This is a genomic window from Kothea flammea, assembly GCF_052161645.1.
GTDB lineage: Bacteria > Planctomycetota > Planctomycetia > Pirellulales > Pirellulaceae > Laterigemmans.
Genome location: NZ_CP197414.1, coordinates 3,363,184 through 3,385,187 on the forward strand (window position 1 = coordinate 3,363,184; position 22,004 = coordinate 3,385,187).

Genomic DNA, 22,004 nt, shown 5'->3' on the forward strand with positions numbered 1-22,004 from the left:
TGGCATGCTCGTTTAGGCAAGGTGCTGAGCACTCCAGCGGATACAGTTCACTTTAATCGCTTAGCCTCGTTAGGCTTTGGCGAGCGAATCTCTATTCAAAAGGTAAGTTCGTTCCGAATCGACTTCGGAAGGCCAGGAAGTCGATGAAGCCGACGGCGTCATCGTCGTTGAAGTCGAGATCCTGATTGTATGAGCTGTCGCCACTCGAGCTGCCAAATGTGTTGCGAAAACGTAGGAAATCGAGGAAGCCGACATTGCGATCTCCGTTGCTCTCGCCAAACATTGCGTAGAACTTATCGGCCGCTTCATTGCCGAAGACAAAGTCACCGCCGGCTTGTCCATCTCCATCACCGTCAAGTCTGACCAAGGTGCCGGCCCGACGCACTTTGCTGGGATCGATATAAAGCTGGTAGTTGCCATCGACTAGGTTGAATCCAGCGCGTGTAAAGCTTCCGCTAAAAGTAACCGTTGCTATCGTGTTGCCTTGCTCGTCGACCGTTGTGGTAAATTCCGAATTCACTGAACCGCCACCAACGCCTCGTTTGGTAACCATGAAAGCACCCGTGTCGATATCAACAGCACCGTCGAAGGTCACTTGCACGCTATCAATGTTGGAGCGCTGGCTCGACTGCGAGTCGCCAACAACAACACCCAACACTTCCGCCAGGTCGACCAATTCTAAACGTAATGCATTGGCGGTTCGGACAAGGTGCCAGCCCGCACCCGTCGGAGCGGACGGGAATTCAACGTGATCGAAGGCGCCGTCAAAGCCCTCTGTCGCGGTCATCAGCGTGAAGCTTTGACCCAGCGCGGGTTCAAATCCGTTGATCAGCTCGATTTGCAAGGTCCCCGCAAGAGCCGCCGCACCCTCGTGATTTGTTTGATCATGGCCAGAGCTGCCGGGAGTCACGCCACCGATTTCCAGAATCGTCGTGGCGGAATTTCCGTAGCTCAAGCTGCCGTGGTGAATCACTGCTGGACTGAAACCGGGGCTGTAGGTCCCAGTCACGTGGGCATTATCCAGTGTTCCTACGCCCTTGATATAGCCGGTCAGCTCAATCAATTCCGTTGAGGAGTTACCCAAGACGGCGCCATTGTGCATCAGCAGTTTGCCAGGCACGTTGGGGGTGTGCAGCGTTCCCCATCCCTTCACGTTGTGCCCAAAATCGACGAGTATGCCATTGGCGGCAAAAATGTTGCCCGCCGAAATGTCCGTTTCCCCGAGTTGGGTCAGCGACCCCAGTACGGCTTGGTTCGAATCAAGCAACGTCACCGAGTGAGGCCCCGTGTTCAACTCCCCGCGTGTCGCGAAACCAATCGGAGAACTTGCATCACCGATCGTGAGTTCTCCCAGTGCCTTAATCAACGATCCCGTTTCGCCAGCGACCGCGGCCTCGATGACCCCAGAGCCGAAGATTGACTCCGATGCACCCAGAACCAAAGTGGATAAAGAGCGCAGCGTTCCGTCAGCGATGATCGTCAATGAACCCAAGTCAACGGGGGTCTGCGCTTCGATTGCGAGTGTTTCGCCATTGCCGATATTCAGCAAACTGTTCGCTCCAAAACTCAGCAGTTGGTCAAACTGCAATGACTCTTGTTCGCTGTAACGAATGGTATTGGATCCCAGGTCATCAAAGAGGGTAACCTGTGTTTGCCCCACTGGAGACATAGTCATGGAGTAAACCGCTTTGGTGTTCCCCGTGCCGGTCACCCATAGCGAATCCTCGGGACCGTCACCACCAATCACATCGATGCCCGCTGGCAATCGGAAAAAACCACCCGCCGCCATGTCGATCAGGATCGCATCCGCATCCGTGTCGGAACCAAAAATCCTCAAGCCGCTGGTTGCCGAGAGCTGTGTATCGCTCAAGACGGTGGGACCGGCAAGATCAATGACCTGAAGGTTCTCGCCAGATCGCCGTACGACGATATCGTGAGCGGTGCCGGACGGTAACACAATCGTAACCAAATTGCCAAACGGATCTGAATCGGGTGCTTCGAGGATAACGAGTTCGTTGGTGCTATCGTCAACGCCGATGTTGCTCGCCGCATCCGTCGCTGTCGCGCTCACGTTGTAAGGGCCCACCGGCAACGGATCAATTGTGTCAGCTGGCAATCGCCAAGTGCCGTCGCGAAGATTTTCCGCCGAATAGGTATTCCCCTCGATTGTAACCATCACCATTGCGGCCGGATCATTGACGGTCCCGCTCAACCGGGGTCGGTTATTCACCGTCGTCAGTGGATCAACAGTTACTACAGGGGCCGTAAAGTCAGCCGTCCAGATGAGTCGCAAAGTATTGTTCAGTGCCAGCCCCAGCTCGTCGACAATGCCAGAACTCTCGTGGTTAAGCCGCACGAGGTAGTTCCCTTCGCTGTTGGTAATTTCCGACAGATTGCCGAGTGTCCAGAGTCCATTCCCCTGATCAGTAAGCGTCGCTCCGCTGCCCACTAACAAGTCGGCTCCTCCGTCGCGTGCAAGCGTCAGATCGCTGAGCTCAAAGTTTGTGATCGGTTTGTTAAATACGATGTTGACAGCATCCACCGCAGTGTTGCGGAGGTTGGGCGCAATAGGTTCAGCGGTAACAATCGGAGCCGTCGTGTCGGCAATGGTAATTGTCGCCATCGGTGAGGTTGTGCGACCACCATCATCATCCCATACCGTCACAGAGACATTGTAGGTCCCTGGGTTTGCGTAAACGTGCCGGACTGTGAAGTCGTTGTTTTTGAGATCCTCAAAAGGCAACGTATCGAAAGCATGCTCATGAACGATGAAGTCGATGATATAGTCGTCGCCGTCTTGTAATGGCATGCCTCCACCAGCCCCGTCCGAGCGTTGCACAAGGATCGCGTATTCGGCAGTTTCGTTGCTGCCAAACATAATGTAGTCAGGTTGGACTGCCCAGAGATCGCCCGTGGTGAGCGAACCGGTAGCGACGTTAACCAGCGACAACACCGCATCAAAGGTTGCGTCTCGGACTGAGATTTCAGCGTAGTCGGATTGCGCGACAACGAAACGATACCAATCATCTGTACCGTTTCCAGTGCCACGAATACTGACGTGGGGACCTTGCCCGGGCCTGAGGGCCGGGTTGTAGGCATTGGACCATGAAAGCGTTTCCAAATCCTGCCCGGTCGCATAGGTGTTGTTCGGTTCAACTTCCGCGACCAAGTTCAACCTCGGCTGCAACGTGGTTGGCAGCTCCGTTCCGTCACCAAAATCGACGAGGGCCCGCAACGGCTCGTTGTCTGGTGAGCCAGGAATAAAGTTATGGATGTCGGCTGCGGTGCCGGTGAAAGTGACGGTGGTATCTTCGTCAGCCGTCGCTGGACCCGACACAGTCACATTTTGTGGCGCAAGGTTGTTGATCTGAACGCGCCGCGTGGCGGTGCCCGCCGCACCATCTTTGTCGATGAGCGTAAAGTTGACGATGTACACGCCACTATCAGCGTACGTATGGGAGACTACAAAGAAATCTTGGGAGTATCGATTGCCGGTCCACTCCTCTTGGGTACCATCACCAAAATCAACCTGATAAGTGAATGGGCTATTAAAGTCGAGCGGGCCCACTTCGCTGAAGTAGAAGAACATACTCGCGTGATTCTGATTCGTTCCTTCATTGAACTCCTGGTTACCACCTCCCGGACGATTCGAAGCAGGCTCAACAACAGGTGCTGCATTCGCAACGATAATCGTTGTGCTCGTCGGCAGCGTTGCCGCACCATCATCGTCGGTGACAGTCAGCGTGGCTGTATAAGTACCATTGTCTTGCGGAATGAAGCCAACGCTTGCCAAATTTCCAGGGGTCGTCAGTGGTACTGCATTTGAGTTTTCGTCGACGATTGTCCAGAGATACGTCAGCGTATCGGCACTCCCCGCGTCAATAATAGCGGGAGCCAGTGTGGCTTGCGTTCCTTCTGTGACAAACGTGGTAGCACCAAAGGCGATCGTCGGAGCGACGTTGCTGGTGACCACCGTCGAAACGATTTGCGTGGTGGAGAACGGTTCCGAATTGATCGCGTCCGTAATCGTTAGCTCAACGGAGTAGGAATCATTGTCGGGGGCCGCGAAGGCGAATGTCGAATCGTCTATCGGTGCTGTTCCCGTATCGATAGCAACCCCGCCTGCGAGAACTCTCCAGAGATGCGTCCGCGTCGCAGTAGCCGCTTTCGGAGAAACGCTATCCGTGTCAAATACGAACACGTCCCCTTCGTTGCCGGTGTGGTTTGCAACCACCGGTATCGATGGATTAACTGCGATCAGCGAAGTGATCGTGGAAGAAGCGCCCGCCGAGTCGGTGACGGTCAGCTTGACTTCGTAACTGCCCGCAAACGCGGGTGTGAATGCAAAGTTACTCTCGGAGGAAACAGAGTCGGCAGGTGAACCGTCGTAAAGCACTTCCCAGAAGTAGCTCAATGCATCATTCACGCCGGGATCTGTGGAAGCCAACGCGTTGAACTGCACGCTTTGGCCCGCGACAACAGTGCCGGGGTTTAATGGAGTCATGACCGCTGTGGGAGCCACGTTGATGACTTGAATCATCGCCTCGGCGCGGGCCGAGGCTCCTTGCAAGTCATGGGCAACCACTGTCAACGAGAAGTCGCCTTCGTTGAGCGGTTGGAAACTCCCCACTGCGAACTGACTGTCGGGCGACCAGAGTACTGGCGTCGCAGTATCGATCGAAGCAATCACACCGTTGCGGGAGTTCGAGCTGCGATCATTAGCGATGTCACCACCCAACTCGTTGAATGGATAGTAGGCCGCTAGGTCTGCTTCATTGCCAACGACTCCGTTGCTATATACGTCTGTTATTTGTGCAGCAGTGAGTGCCCGCCGCCAGATGCCCAGATCATCAAGTTTGCCATTGAGAGCCCGGTTGGGATCAAAGCCTCCGCCGAGTGCGTCCTGCTCTTGACCAACAAGCAAGCCATTCGCATCGACTTGCAGTGGAGTTAGGGTCCAAGGGACCGCGTTGCCCAATTGTTGCCCGTCTAGGAAAACGGATACCGACTGGTTGGATTCGTTCCGCACAACCACAATGTGATGCCAATCGCCATCGTTAAATGGTGTTGCGGCAGTAAAATTGGCGAAGAGTCCATTGGTCCATACGGACAGCGTGGTGCTATTTGAGCTGGCGATCAAAAGTGCGTTATCATTCGCTGCATTCGCAGCACTCAGGAAAGATTGGAAGCCAGATGCGGTTGTTTGTAACCAAATAGCCACAGTCACGTCGCCTGCCGCATCTAGAATCGCAGGGTCCAGATAAATCACATCGTTGTTCATTACCAGCGAGCCGGTTGTTAGATCCGTAACAACGCCACTCGAACTTGTAACCGTGACTTGCCGCGTCGGCGGAGTTGAACCAGCATCGGAGATGGTCAGGCCCGCTGCAGTCAGCAATTGATCCACCGTCCGGCTGTCTCCTTCATCGATGGTCACGACTTGTGGAGTGCCTGAAATGACGGGTGCGACATTGGTAACCAAGAACGGGAAGATCGCTTCGTCCGCGCTCCCCGTGGGGTAAACGCGATAGATTCCAGCGTGGTCCGCGGTAAAGGTAATCGTGGTTCCCGATCCAGAGAAACTGGACGAATTCGGTCCAAGCACAATCCAATTACCAGCCACTGCTTTTGTCAGATTGACCGTGGTCCCTTGAGGAGCCGTAAGGTTGTGTTCGTCGGTCGATAGCCCGGTTACGGTTAGATGGAGTTGCTTTAGGTCGAGCGAAAGGAAATACTCGGTCGGGAAAAAGGCGGATACCCAGACCTCAGTTCCACGCAGATCAATGCTTTGCAAGTTGTTCAGCTCGCTCAGCCGCTGCACGTTGGTAACGCGTGAATTGCCGCTCAGATCCAGTGCACGCAGGTTCGAAAGCCCCACTAGCGTGTCAAAATTAGCGAGCGAGACATCGCCGTTGTTTAATTGCGTTGCGCCGTTTTGTCCTCCCGATATCGGAAAAGTTCCGGTAGGCGTGTAAGCAATCCGGGTTCCGCCCAGTCCGCTTGTGACATCCGGGTTCGAAGACATGTTGTCACCCGTTTCCGTCTGGTGGGCCGCCAAGTGAAAACTACTACCCGCGTTGATCCTCAAATGCCCAGCGGCCGGACCCACGTTGGGGCGATTAGTCGCTCCTGCTTGAAAAACTTCGATCTCGCGGTAACTGACCGTGGTGCCATCAACGGAGTCAGCGGTGAGCGTGAGCGAGCTGGTGGTGATTGGAGAGTCGAACACCAGCCAAAATGAATCGACTCCCTCGTTGCTTGCTCCGGTGGTCCCGCTAATCGTCCAAGAACCGAGCACGTTGCCAGCTGCATCCCGCAATGTATACGTTCCATCATCCCGATTGGCATACCCGTTGTAGATAGCTAATCCACTGATCGTGACGCTGGAGCCAAAGCTGAGGACGAGGTTTGTGTTCTCACTGACAATCGCATAGTGTCCACCAAAGAAGGTTCCGTTCTGCGTGGCCACTCGGTTGTTGGATATATCCAACGACTGCAGATTGGTCAGATGCTCAAGACCCTGGTACGTCTGAATCCCCAGACCGCTGGCATCGAGCGTCGAGATCGAGGCAAGTTCACTGGCGCGAACCCCGCCGTAGATCTGCGGAATACCGCTGGCATCCCACACGATCGGCCTGCCAATCGCACTGGCGATCGCGCGATTGAGCGCTGCATTTCCCGTTTCAACCAACGGATCGATAATGGGTCGCACATCTTCAGAAATGCGTTCAATGGTGGGTACCTCCAAGTAAACATCGCCGGGCGTTGAGTCACGAATCTCGATTGGCTCAGCGGTAATCGTATCAGCCCCACTGCCGCCAAAAATGCGATCGATGTCGTTGTTGCCGACCAGCACATCGTCCCCGTCGCCACCGTCGATCCAGTCGCGATCGGGTAGCGTCGTCGTACCAGCGAACTGTCCACGCGACGGCGCATCGAATTCAAAGGTGAAGGTGGAAACGGTGTCATGCACTCGTAGATAGTAGGTACCGGCGGGCACGTGTCTCAGATCGAACACGGACTGATTCGCCGCCACGACTCCGCCGTCCGCATCGATCAAGTCGACGGGGCCAAGAACTTGATGCCGATCCACCGAGACGTTCAGCCGATAGACATCGCCAACAGCCGGGGCTGGACCGGTGATTTCACCGCCCGAAGCGCTAGAGTTGTACTTGGCGACGCCGATGACGAAAGTCCCAGAACTGGAAAATGTATAGTCGATATAAGACGCAAGACCAGTTCCCTGACCGGCATCTGCTCCAGGGCCCACTCCGTCGTCGTTGGACGCCAGTAAGACTCCGTTGGCGTCAAACAGAAATAGCTCGGTATCGAAGTTGTTGTTATCGATATCAAAGATCGCTCGACTACCTGCTGTGGCAGTGAATTTGTAGTAGTCGTAGGTGCCGTCGCCAGTCCCTTGAATACTCACGTGCGGCAGTTTCATCGACTGTTCGATGTAGGCATCAAAAGCTCGCGTCCAAAATTCGACGTCCAGATCTTGAGCCCGACGGCGCGGCGAATTGACCGGCTGTTCGGCAATCAGTGTCACTGCTTCGGTTTCCGGGAGCCAACGAATGGCATCTCCGGGTTTACCATCACCGAGGGTCGTAAAGCGGAACCATTTTTCATCGGCTGCTGCGGAAAGTGAGAATGGCTTGCCCGCATCGGAGAAGACTTCGGACCGTCCCGTCTCTGGATTTACGACGAACGAACCGCTGCCTGGAACCGAAAAATTCTCGATATCAAAGATACCCGCAGTGGGCAGTTCGACCTGTTTGAGTGCCCCGTACGCGACGTAAACTTGGCCAGCTTGAACATTCCCGTTTTGGCTCTCCGCCAGCGAACTGCTGATGGCAATGTCATCGATCCCATCACCATTTAGATCGACGGTTGACAGTCGACGCGTTGCTTGGAACTCATCGACATAAGGAATAATCGTATCTGCTTGATTCCACTCGAATCGACCGCTGGAATTCTGATTCGATTGGAAGAATTCGGCAACGTTGTGAATCACAAACAGCGAGCTTAGTTCGCTGCCAACAGTTGTCCCAGCCAGATCCAGCTTGCCATCGCCGTCGAAATCACCGCTGGTTAGTACGCTATTGCTGCCAAAAATGTAAGCATCTGGCTCAGCGGGAACCGTTTTATCCGCCCTGCCCAGATAGATGCTGGTTTGTGGTGTCGTGGGCGAACTTGAGCTGGGAATAGCGCCAACGATCGCAAAATCATCGCGACCGTCATTATTCAAGTCTGAGAGGGCATAAGGTGTGCCCGACTCGTCACCGAAACTGTCGATGGTAAACAGATAATGTAACGGTCGCGTTGGAACGAAGTTAGGATTGTCGAATGGTAACTGGCCTGAAATGCTCGGCAAGAGAGGAGAGGTAGTAAAGGAAGTCTCAGAATTGATGTCCACTCTGTGTTGTGCAAGTCCACTGCCTCTGCGCGTGTTCCAGATAATTTGAAAGTCAACGATCTCTCCTACGTCCGCTTGTGCGCTGTCGGTGATCTCCAGTTTCCAGACGCCAAAGGTGGATTTCCCATTAAACTGTGACAGCGGTTCGTCCGGGATATAGCCGGTTGCTTGTGTTGTAAAAGGGGCGAAACCATTTGATATCGGCACGGAGGAGGCGTCATTAAACCTGGTAAGTTGAATCGGATTGCCATTGCTGTCAAATGTACCGAAGTTGTCTCCGCTGCCTCCAGCCCCCGACGCCAATCTGACTCGTTGCCCGTCGGGAGAAATCATGGTGATGGTCAGGTCACTAGCCCAGGTATGCTTTATCGAAACCAGGACATCCATGTCAGTGATAATATTGTTACCAGGATAGACAGATGACACAGTGACGGCTCCTGGTCCACTCGGGCCAGCATCCGGAATTGGCTGAGCGGGTTGATTTTGCCAAGTTCCTGCTGTACTCGCGGTATGATTGATGCCTAGCGGATTAACATTACTAGGTCCAACGACTGCCAATAGAGCGACTCCCTGAATCACACGGAACCGGAGCATCGCGTTTGCCGGATCGCTCTCGTCGATGTCAGCAAGAACGAGTCCAGCCAATTCGGTTGTGGCTAGCTTGACGTTGATCTGATCGACGATCTCCTCAAGCGTATTACTGGCCTTTTTGAATGTGACCGGAATGCTCGCAACAATACCATTCAGATCGAAAGTCAGTGGTACCGATCCAAAACCGTTGGCAAGCGTGAGGTTTGGTTGATACTTTAAGGCGAAATTTTCATAGTAGTTATCGATCCTGCTGGTCATAAAGCGATTACCAAACAGCAATTCTTCTTTGCCGTCGCCGTTGACATCGCCCGCCACAGTCGCTTGAATGTTAGAAGATGCTTCTTTAGAACGAATTGTCGCCAATTGGTCGTAAGCAGTCAGCTGTGGCTGTTCTGTCGTAGCCGTGAAGTCAGCGATTGTTTTGCCTGAATAGGCAAAGCCGATTGTGTAATAGTCATCGGGACTGAAAAATGGCTTGACGACTACCGATGGCTGAACCGTCGATTCCGCAACGACGGCAATATCGTCCAGTTTATCGCCGTCCATATCCAAAAGATGTACGTTGACACGGTCAGAAAGTGCTAACCCCTGGAAATTGATGGTGCGGAAACTGCTTGGGCCTACGTTATCGACGTAACTGTTCTTGAACTCTTGGCCCCAAAACCTTTGCCACGGTTGCTCTTCCACGCTCGGCCCGGCGTTCATCGTTTGGCCGCCCAGCACCACCGTTACAATGCTGGTGCCTGCTTCGTTGCGTTCAAAAGCCAGATCGGAAATGCCATCTCCGTTGATATCTCCGTCGTTGGTCGCAGGTCGGCCAAAGGCGGCATGGTCAATGATGATGTCGGCGACCTGATCAATACGCTCAATCGAATCCAGTTGCACTGGGCCCAGCAAGACGTAGCTGGTCGTATCACTGCTGGCGATGAAGTCTTCGTAGCCATCGCCGTTAAAGTCACCTATTGTTCTCAGTGTAGAGAGCCGTTCATTGGCAGTTGCACCCTCGAATCCAAATGCTTCGGAAACCAATTGTTCCGACGTGCGTTGTGATGAAACAAAGTGCTCCGCTACTTGCTCGGGGGTAAATGCCTCCAAGAACATGTGGAACTCGTCGAGTTCACTGGAGAAATGACTGTTGATGTCAAGCAGTTGTTGGTATTCATCGAGGAAGAGAACTGGAAGAACGGCTTGTCCAACGCTTTCACCGTCCAAGTAGAAGTCAACGCCGCTCGGGGTCGCAACCATTGTCAATTGATGCCATTGATTATCCCCAACCGCGGCCCAAATATCGAATCCGCTGGTGTAGAATGTCGACTCCCCTGGGGAGGGATGGTTGTCAATGGTGATGCCAAGGTTCGAGGTGCCGTCCTCGATACCAATCCGCATGAAGTACTCATTGCCATCGCTTGGATAGAGCAGGGTCTCAAGCAGAGAAGTTTCTGGGCTATTATCTTTGAGGTTTTTGAACCAAGCTGACGCCGTCCAATGTGACTGCAGGATTGGCTGGACATTGATCTTCGAGCCAGGCGATAAAAAGCCAGCTGCACCTCGGTTGATGCCGTTGCTGACATAAGTCACATCGACAAGCTGCGCCGGAAAGCCACTTCTACCGACGTTCCGGCCCAGATCCGACGGAGTGTCGAATGTGAAATGAACGATCGGTCCTGTCTTGTATGCCTCACTGTTGAGGTTAACGCCTGGTCGCCCCGCTTCAGGCAAAGCAAAAAACGGTGCAACCAATTCGTATCGATACTCTTCAGAAAATCCGAACGACGGACGCCCGATAATCTGATTCGGATTGCGAGGTGTCAGTGGTGTAGCGGACGTATCCTTCAAACCGAAGACTTGATCGTTGCCACCATTTCCGAGGAGATGGTCATTGCCAAGCGAGCCAAAGATGACGTCGTCGCCGGGACCACCGCTGATCGCGTCTTGCATGGCACCGCCGAACAACTCGTCGGTTCCAGAACCACCGACGATGGTGAGACCCGCTTCAGTTGCTCCTTGTTGGTAGTTTCCGAGCTTGATGCCCCATTCTTCCAGCGTTCCAGGGAAGACATAGCTTGGATCTGCATGAAAGGTGTCGTCGCCCGCTTGCAACTCGATCTGCGTGTTTTCGACATTGCGGGCTTGATAGAACAAGTATTGCCGCTGGTAAGTCGTCAAATCGGCTTCGTCGGTATCCTGCTGGCCGTTGCTGTTGGTATCCACGTAATCATGGAGGAACTTTTGCTGGCCGATATCCCAAACCAGACTAGTAAACTCATAGCGATGGAGTCCCGTGTTGTAGCGCATGGCGGCGAAGTCTGGCACTTCAAAGCCTCTTCGATCGAGATTGCCTCCGACGTACAACATGCGGTCATTGCCGCTGCCGCCATCGATCTCGTCGTTCATTGTCGGCAGGTAAGTCTTCGAGGCCGGATCAAAGACGGTGTTTGGCTGATTTCCCAGCAGCCGCAAGTGATCGGGAATAATTTGGAACGTATCATCCCCTGCTCCACCGATCAGCAAATCAGGCGCTCCGCGATCCAGCCCGCCGCTAATCACATCGTTGCCATCACCACCCAAGATCCAGTCTTCGCCTGGACCACCCATGAGAACATCGTCACCGCGTCCGCCGAGAATAATGTCGCGACGGACCGCATCGCTGCGAGTACCAAGATCGACAACGGGGATGGGGCCAACGATACCAAAGTTAAACTCAATGCCGTAAATCGTTGGTGTCTTGTTGGTTTGAATGCGCAACAGATACTGAGTACCTGCTTCCAAGCCAAAAGTGTCCAAGTTCAGCGTGGCAAACTGCAAGCCAGTGGCGCTGGCCAGTTGGGTCTCACCATCGGCGGCAAAGATTTGCACCTGAAGATCGTCGATGGGCGAAGCGGTTTTGACGTTCAGTGTACCGGCGGTCGACGGTAGCGTGAACTTAAACCAATCGATATCGGTCACGTGATCGAACGTCAGGGCATCGAATTGAACGCCACCGGCGGGGACGCTTAACGGATATGCAAGCGCAGCGAATTCGTTGCGACCGATGAGCCCATCTGTTTTGCCAATTTCTGCCTTATCGGCAAGGATCGCGCGGCCGCCGCGAATGGTTACTTGGTCATCATCATCCCCAGCGTCGATCCACACCGATTTTTGTACGGTCGGACCCACAATGATGGTGTCGTTGCCCGCCAGCGCATCAATGATGATCGCTTGAAAATCTCCTTCAGGTGGCAAGAGTTTGCTGACTAGGTTCGTTTCGAGCCGTTTGATCTCTAGCTTGTCGAGATCCGATAACGTTTCATTGCCACTGAGTGAACGCAGCGCCGCATAATCGGCCAGCAGATCGTTTGGCGTCCAAATCGCGTTACCATCCGCGTCGGTGGCGGCGAAGTCCAGTCGCACTTGAGCATCGAAGGTGACGTTGCCGTTGTTGTCGGTCAAGCGTGTGATCAAGTGGTGATCAGAGAGCAGCCCGGGCTCAGTCACAAAGTTAACAGCAATTTCGTCATTCGCATTTGTACCGCTCACATACCAGACTTGCCCTGTTTCTTTGGCATACTCTTTCCATTCATCGCCTGGGATCGTGTCACCCAGCGATTCAAACGGAGTGCCATTGGAGCGATAGAGCGTATTGGATCCACCGCGTCCATACATGAAGTCGAGCAGCGTGCCTCCGTACAGGTGGTCGGTACCCTCATTGCCCAACATGCGATTCAGCCCGGTGTTCTCCTGCTTGAGCGTGCCACCGGCTGAATTGGAAGCGAGGTTACCAAACTCGTCGACAAAGATCCCAAAGTCAATGCCGACCGCACCTGGATCGAGCGACCAGGAATACAGATAGTTTGTCCCTTGTCCCCCCGTCAAATCGTCGTTGCCTTGACCTGCATACAAGCGGTCGACATCGGTCGTAAAGCCATCGCCACTGTCGCCGATCAGTCGGTCGTCTCCGGCGAAGCCATAGATCGTGTCGCTGCCAGGTCCACCCGCAGCGCGATCGCGACCTTTGGAACCAATGATAATATCGTTGCCGCTATTGCCCTCCAACGTCGAAGTCCAATCGCCACGGGCTGCAATCTCAGTTACATCGAAAGCAACTGTGTTTTCCTGGCGTGGCAACAGGGTTGGATGCACTCCGGCAAATCCAATGATGTCATCTCCGGCTAACCCCGCGACTTGAAACTGTTCGACCAACAGTTTGCCAGCCGAGTTGCGGACGTTGACGAAGATCGTGCGATTTTGGGCTACACCCGATTTATGATCGATGCGCAATTGGGGCTGTTGGCCAACTCCGGCAAGCGTTTGGCTCAGTCCTATGATGTCATCGTTTTGCGATCCGTTGATGATCAACACGTCGGTCGCATCGTCGTCGGCCGCAGTATCACCGGGGAAGTTGCCGAAATGCCCATCGATGATGTCTATTCCAGATTGCAAACTGTTCATCGCCGAGACGACAAACAAATCATTGCCGCCACCACCGTACATGGTGTCATTGCCCTTCTGTCCATCAAGGTAGTCGGTATCCGAGCCGCCCCACATGATGTCGTCACCACCACCACCAAACAGCTTGTCCTCGCCACCTTCGCCGTACAGGAAGTCGCCGCCACCGTCTTGGTCGGCGCGTGGATTGATCGCATAATTTGGCCCAGCCAGAAAGTCGCCGCGCAACAGATCATCCCCAGCACCACCCACTAGGATTTCGCGACGCACGTTTCCATTGAGGGTGTCACCGTCGGCGCCGCCGAACAACTGGTCGCCGGAGAGCTCGTATTCGCTGGCACCACCGGTCGGCGCGTAAGCATACAGCGTATCGCTGCCATCGCCGCCGAAGAGTCGTTGGCCGAGTTGATTGCTGCCGTTTCCAACGTCGCCAAACAGCTGATCGTCACCGCCATCACCGAGAATGTGATCAATACCAGCAGCTCCATGCAATACGTCGTTACCGGCACCACCGCGAATGACGTCGTTCCCGTCACCACCATTGATGTTGTCATCGCCCGCGCCGGCATCGATATAGTCATCCCCTGCGGCACCGAGAATCACATCGGCTTCGGCACCACCGAAAAGCATGTCGACCCCATTACCGCCCTCGAGCAAATCGCGACCATCCCCTTCGATGCCAGCGATGGAGAGACCAGCAACAAAGGCGGGAGTCACATTCGTCAGCGGTAGATAACCTGTGGGGTATGCCGCCTCGGTCTCTTCATAGAAGAGTGGCAAAACAAAGTTAGCTGCAATATTGGCTGCGGTACTGCGATCGAACTTGGTCAAGTCGGTCAGGGTTGCAAAGCCACCCCACAGCACGTCCTCGCCGTCTTGGCCGTACAACTGGTCATCACCAAAACCGCCGATCACAAAGTCGTTTCCGTCTCCGGCGTAGACAATGTCATCGCCCGATCCAGCATCAATGAAATCATTACCGCCATAGCTATGGATCACATCGGCACCACCGCCTGCATGGATCACATCGATCGCTGCGCCACCAAAAATCTCGTCGCTACCATCAAGTGTGCTGTCAACCGTCCCAAGTTCATCATTGACGCCATCACCATAGATGAGATTGTCAAACGCCAGCGGAGAAGCATAGATTAGATCGTCACCCGCACCACCGACCAGCACGTGCCTGGCTTCATCCACTTCGCTCGGATCGCTCGTGTTGGCATAAAGATGATCGTTGCCGAATCCGCCATACAACTCGTCGGCGGCGAGGCCGCCTTGCAGCACATCAAGACCTTCCCCACCATAGATAACATCCCGTCCATTCTCGCCAAATAATTGGTCGTCGCCGTCGTCGCCGTACATGGTATCATTACCGTTGCCGCCGCGAATGACATCGTTACCGATTCCACCATAAATAACGTCGTTGCCGGCGTCGCCAAAGATGCGATCGTCCCCTTCATCGCCGTGGATCGTATCGCTACCCTCGCCACCATAGATCAAATCGCCGTCGGCCCCGCCGTGAACCTGGTCATCGCCACCATCGCCGTGAACCGTATCGAAACCGACTCCTGCGTAGACTGTATCATTGCCGCCGCCCGCGTGAATCACGTCGTTGCCATCTTCGCCATAGATGAAATCATCGCCGTCGCCGCCGAACAATTGATCATCTCCCACCCCGCCGCGTAGCACATCATCGCCCGCTTCCCCCATTACGTAATCACGACCCACGCCCGCTTCGAGAAGGTCATTCCCCAGCCCACCGCGCAACTCGTCGTCCCCATCACCGCCGCGGAGGGTGTCATCCCCCGAACCACCAATCAGCGTATCGTTGCCGGGGCCTCCGTACAGCTCAATGGGAATCGAGATGTCGGTGCTAACCACAATCTTGTCATTACCCAAGCCAGCATCGCCGGTGATGCGAGACACACCGTTGTAAAGTTGCGATCTGCCAAATGCTTCGACAATCACGCTGCCGGGTTGCGGGCCGGGGTAAAGCCGATAATCTTCAGCGACGTCCTCAGTAAAGAAGAACAGGCGACGATGCGCATCGGGCCCAATGTTCAACTCCAATGTCGAACCGTTCATTTGCGCGAGCGGAACACCGTCCCCCTCCGGACGCGGAAAGCTGAATTCGAACAAGGTTACGCGAGCAAGATCAAAATTTTCGGTGTATGAAAATGGCCCCAGACCCACGGTAATGCTGGCGAACAGCCCAGCGTCCAGCTTTCCGTCGACATCAAAAATGTGAATCGGGCCAAAGCCATCTTGCGTGCCCAACAATGTGTTGTCGAGCAATTCGACGAGGCGGACTTTACCATCCTCGTTGTTATCGTGCAGATCGAAATCGATGTTGGCGAATAACCCACCGCCGACCGACGCTTTGAAAAAGCCAGCATTCAGCGCGGCAGCCGCAGTGATCTGTGCTTTCAGTTGGACTTCGCTAATGTCGGCTCCACCACCATCGGCAGTCTCATGGTCCCACACAAAGAACCCGTTGAAGACATCTTCGAAATCACCCGTCTGCAAGAACTGCTGGATTCCATGGGTGTCAAAGCCAAACGCAAAGTCGGCTCGTGCGCTTACCGCACCCCCGAGCTCAACACCCACAGCGGGGAAAATCGGCAACGGAAAATACTTTTTGATACCTGCATTCAGCTCCAGCGTGGGCAGCTCAAGTGTGAATAAGTTGATCACTTGCCCGCTTAACAAACCCATGATGTTCGATGGGTCAAGCAGCGGGAACCCTAACTTGATTTTGTTGTCTGGTGCACTTTCAAGCTCTTCACTACTCTTCAAAAAATCTTCGGGATCGAAACTCCCGCTTGCCGGAGCCAATTCCTTAAACCTCAATGCCACATCATCAACCGAGTCGCTAGCGGTAAATCCGACTCCGGGTGTATAAGTGGCGCCACCCAGATTCAGCAATTTGCCGTCGCCCAGGTCGGGGATGTTCTGCAAGATGCGATCGAAGTCTGCCACCGACTCGATAAACTTGGCAGCCTTTTCGACTTTCCCTCCTTCGAGTTTAAGTAAGTCCAGCATGGTAATATTGCCGCCAGCCAGATCGCTCACGACTGGTACCGGCTCACTCAGAAATTCAATGATGGGCCGAACTGGCTCGAGGATGTTGTTTGCTTCCTCGAGTACCTTGCCGGCAAAACCATTGAAGAATTGCCCCACATCTAGGCTGATGTCCCGGAACTCCACCTGCGGAATTTGCAGTTCCTCGCCCAGCAGATACCGCCAATCAATCAGCAAGTCTGTTTGAATACTTGGGAAAGCGTTGGAACCGCCGAAACTAGCTAGTAATTCCAAGTCCAGGGAGGCATGAGCGGTGGCGTCGATGTCCAGCACATCTTTATACGACTTTACCGCCAAAATTTCTGAGAGGGTCAGCATACCATCATAGGTCTGCCCTGGATCAAGAATATCGACGGTAAACCGCCCCGCAAAGCTGTTGGCTACGCCGACCGCTCGTTGTCCGCCCGCCACAACACCGCTGCCATCACTTCCATCTACCAAGCTGGCCGTGAACACCGCATTCAGCTGCGGAGTGGCGTTGATTAAACTGACGATTGCTTGAGCCGTCGTTGTCGCTTGGGTGCGAAGCGTGAGGACGCGGCGCGTTGAGTCATACTCAAAGTCATTGGTATCACCCTCAACCTTGGATACCACTCGTACATCAAAATTGGCGGTGCTCCCACCAACCTTGCTTTCAATAGTGAATTGTGTATCAACGGGGTGACCATCGCCCACTAGGGCCGACGGCTGTGATAGATTCCCTGACTCGTCGCGCAATAAGTCGGCATCGATCCGTAAGAAGCCCAGTTCACCAGCGGCTGATAATCCCGGCACGCCGACATCGACGAAGACCTGCATGAAGCTGTCGGTCGTGTCGATAAAAAAGCCATGGTCCAGGTTAACGCCGAAGTGTAGCCCCAATTCAAACCCTAGTGTACCGGTCACGTTGGCATCGATATCCAGGTTCAGTCCAGGGATGCCGAGATCAAAATCAATCGGCAGCGCGAGCTGGCCAAGATCGTTGCCCAGCAAGATCTGGAAGCCGATACCCGGGTTGAGTTGCTCGATGACGATATCGTCGATCGTGACCTGATCGTCGCCAGTTAAGTCTAATAGCAGGTTGATGCCATTTGGACCAACCGCATCGAGTAAATCTTGACGAACGTCGTCATACAGGTTGGTAAAAGTCCCGTTCTCCTGGTTGCTAGCGTTATCGGAGAAATTTGCGGAGACGCTGTCCTTAATATCACGCAGGAAGTTAGCTTGGTCTTTCAGCTTATCACCTACGAATGGCAATTCAACACCGAATACTTCACCTTCCATCGCCTCGATTATCAGATCGAACGCTCCATCCCACCCACCGACTAATGCTAACAGGTTGAAGTCTTCAGCCAACGCATCCTTCAGTTCGTTGAAGGCGATCGCTGGGTCGTCCCCATTAATGGTGACGTTCAGGTTGCCGAGAAGGTCGGTTAAGTTCGGCCCTCCGACGCTGGCCTCAAACACGTAAGGGCCAATTGGCAAGCCCGCATCCCCCAACAAACCTGAGAAACCAAGTTGAGCGACCAGTGAGGCGTCAAAATCGCCAGCGAACTCAAAATTACTCAGTTCCAAGCCATTTTGTACCGTCTCCACGATTTCGTCGAAGTAGTGCCGCCCATCGCCATTATTATCATCGATTCCGACTCGGAAATTTGCGTATCGATTGCTTTGGGGATCGGCGATAATCTCGCCATCAAACGTAAAGTCGCCGTCGGTCAATGCCGCACCGATGGGGCCCAGCGAAACGTCAAATCCGAACGGTGAGGCGGCAGCTCGAACCAGGACTCCCAGGGAGGTTCCATCCGCAACACCGTCGTATAAAAATGGTCTTGGTGACCCCGTTTCGGGCAATTCAATGCCCACCGAGAGGTTGATTTGTCCCAAGGCATAGGCACTGACCAGCGCATCGCCGCGGGCGTCGATCAGGTTTGACATCCCGCCTATGTCGAGATTTGACAAATCGAGGCTGATTGGAATTTCAAAGCCCAGCGGATCGACTTGATTTTGGATGCCAAATCCATTGCCAACGTCAAACGGTAGGTCAATCCTCAAAGACAGGTCGTCTCCCGTCTCATCGATGCGCAAGCCAAACTCCTCTTTGTTTGATTGCAGAGCGCCCAAATAGGTAACTAAGTTGGTATAAGTCTGTCCAAGGAAATCTTTACCCTCGGCTGGAAACGAATCGATCGAATCGAGGGCGACGCCATCGAATACGAGCCCACTGTTTAGCGTCGGTAGAATCCAAACCGGGAACGCTGGATAATCTGGTCCACCGCCATTGCTCTCTGCCACGCCGAAGATATCCTCGAAGACCTCATCCATCTGGCCAAGCCCGCTCGCCTCAGTCCCATTGATGTTGGCAATGACCTCGGCAAACGACTCAGAAAAGTCTAAAACTTCGCGAATGCCAATATTCAACATTGGCAGCGGTTGACTGAACAGCGGAGATTGCTCTACTGATTTGCGCAACAGGTCGAGCCCATCGCTAAGGGCTTGCACTATTGTTTGGCGGTCGAGCGCCTGTAGTTTTTGCAGATAGCCATCGGTACCCAGGCCCAAGTCGTCAAGATTGATGTTTTCAGGCAGACTAAAGTCGCTGACCGTCAAGTCGGGTACGCTAAACGATAGCGTGCGTGAGAGCGCTGGCAGCGAGAACGAACCCAAGTTGAAATCAACGTTGAATGGCAGCTCGAAATGGGCTGAACCGCTGACTGCTGGGGTGGCGACAAATCCGCTGAGCTCCTCATTGATTCCCAGCTTGGCGACCGCTGCTTGATTGGCTGCCGTCTCCTCGGGTGTGTTGCCTGGGCTTGGTTTGATCGTCACCAAGCGACCCACACCATCGGTCAGAAGAAAGTTCAGCTTCTCGCCGCTGGAGACCACTCGCGCCAACTCTCCATCGCCACCTTGTCCGATTAGCTGTGCGTTGAGAGCGATCAACACATCTGCCATTGTCGTCCCGGCTTGGATTCCGAAAGCTAGGTCCAGAGTTGCAACGGAACCGTCCGCCTTGGAGATTTCAATTTGCAACTCGCCCGCATACGCTTCGCCGAATTTGACCGGTCTTTGCGCTTGCAATCTCAGCTTGGCAGCGCTCGCTAGTTCGACGACTTCCGAGCCGGCGATCCGTCCGTCAGTGGCGATAGTCGATGGGTATGTCGGCGTGAATTGGGTCTTCAGTGAACCTGCGGCTGAACCATCTGCGATTGCGATTTCAATGAAACCAAGCCTACCCGCTCCATTGATGTCGGAGCGAAGTGCAGCGGTCGCCGTGAACATGGACTCGCCCGACTTGGGACGAATGAAGATGTTATTGGCGAGACTTTGCCCGTGCAGCGGACCAGTTCGCAACCCGTGGGAAGCCTCAATCGGCTTGTTTTCAGCATCCAGTTCGATGCCGTTACTGCCTTGACCGAAAAGCCCCAGCGTTGGCCCCAGCAGTGATCCGTTGAGCATCTCAATTTTCAATTGGCCGCCGTCGATGCTGGTCGTGGGGTCGACTAAAATCAATCCTTGATTGAACGTTCGCTGTTCCTCGGGATCAAGGTCAGGATCGAAGGTGACGTTACTCTGCTTGTCGAAAGTAACCATGAGTCCAGCCGCCTCCAAGGCCGCCTGCAGATCACTCACCGTCCAGTCATGCTGGATGTCGATCCTCGTCGGCCCGCTACCGTCGCGCAGGGTCACTTGGATATCATCCTTCAAAGCTGAATCGGTAACGCCCTCGTCGGTCGGTATATCAATTCCACCTTGCAGCGTGGCAAGCAGTGTGTCCGCGCCAAAACCGAATGATGCGCCGGGTTGTTCCAGCTTTACACCTATTTCTAAGGCGGCGGCTAGGCTCGCATCGACCATCAAAGTTGAATCTGCTTGAATACTTAACTCGCCGATTCCTGCTCCAAAATCAATTGGAAATGTGGCCACGTTAAACAAGTGGTCGAACGAAACGTCAAAAATCAACTCAGGCGGCTGGCCAGCTGTTGCCGGAATGTACTGAATTGTCTCTGCAGATTTGTCGCCGAATGCTTGGGCATGGTTAAAGCCAGCCTCGTCCTGGTTGGTGGGATCAGCGGCGGGCGTTGTAATTTCGGCGGCAAAAGCTTCGCCTATACTGAGGATTTCATCCAGTGTCTTGCCACCGGTAAAGGGAATTTCCGTGGCAAAAATATCCAGACCACCAAAAGTGTTTTGGAACTGTTGCAAGCCGTTGAAGAATGCACTGGCCGACAGTGTGCGGAACTCGGCCAACTCACTAGCATCCACGTCAATGGATGCGGCAACACCATCAAACAAGTTGCTATCTAAGATTGAAATCGTGGAGTTGATCGTTCCAAGCCCTGTCAAGTCCGTCTCAATGGGCAAGGTGAGATCAAAATCGCCATCCGCTTCGATCGTAACAACGGAACTGAGATCCACAGCGGTCAGCTCAGCCACTTTGATTCGCGATTCCACGGTATCAAAGGCGACAGCCAGGCTCAGCGTGGAGACAGTAGGGCTCGCCAGCGTCACTCCCAGGAACCCGAGAGTGGCTGCGATGGGGCCACTTCCGTTGGCGTCAATTGATGCGCTGATGTTATTCTCACCGGCTGCATCGGCGAACTCAACAAATGCACCCGCAGTCGCAGACGCTTGAGTGCGATCAATCCCGATCGTAATGTTAAAGTTCAGCGTGAAATCCAATTGAGCTGATAAGTCGCCTTCGATCTCGATTAAGTCTGCTGAAATTTCCGAGGCTAGATCGTATCGAACATCAACGCTACGTTGATAGGATCCGTCGATTTGAAAGCTCAACAGTTCCGCAGTATCAATGACTGTCACCGTGCCTGACAATTCGGGCAAATCGATGATAGCGGTATCAACTGCGTGTTTCAGACCTTCGACCGTCGGCGCATTTGCTGTGGTAAGATAGCTCTGCAATGGCGAGGCAAACGCATCACTAAAAGCGGCATCGATGTCGACCAGCGAACCAATCCCCAACTCGCTGATCGGAAGCGTTTCTGCGAGAAAGCCGGTCGTTTCCAACCGTCCCGCAAAGCCGCCAATGAGTGCAGTTGTCTCGCGAATCGCGGCAGCTTCGCTGATGCTCAAGGGTGTCACCGCTAGCAAACGACGATCCTCCAGGCTCTCGAATCGAGATACCCGACGCTGCTGCAAAAAGTGAGCAAGTTTTCTCCGCAACGCAGATTTAAGCGACAAACGCGATTTTAATGCGATAAGACTGGAGCGAGATTTTCGAGGACTCATGGAACGCTTTCGGATAATATCTGCCTGGAGGGACCTGTTACCCCGGGGATGCCCGCGACGAGCGAAAGTGTGCCAAGAAATCGAGGATTTCGTTAAAGATTCCTTCTCAACGGGAATAAGTGAGTGCGGCAGTCACTAGTCTGGAGTTCATGGTCGACCCCAGAAGGGATGTGCGCAGGGCAGTGAGGTAGTCGCTCCATTGCCACCAGCCGAGTGGGGCGGTTTTTCCGTTTTTTTCGGTTGAAGAGAGAGCGATTCCATCGCC

General features: G+C 53.9%; 1 protein-coding gene. It reads right to left on the bottom strand.

Going from position 1 to position 22,004, the window contains the following annotated elements; all coding sequences use genetic code 11:
- Positions 1-91: 91 nt before the first annotated feature.
- Positions 92-21,739, bottom strand: coding sequence for a PKD domain-containing protein (locus SH139x_RS12925; RefSeq protein WP_488355620.1), 21,648 nt, complete (start codon positions 21,737-21,739; stop codon positions 92-94).
- Positions 21,740-22,004: the final 265 nt, after the last annotated feature.

Coding starts and splice junctions, on each gene's coding strand:
- SH139x_RS12925 (WP_488355620.1), bottom strand. CDS start 21,739: ATGAGTCCTCGAAAATCTCGCTCCAGTCTTATCGCATTAAAATCGCGT.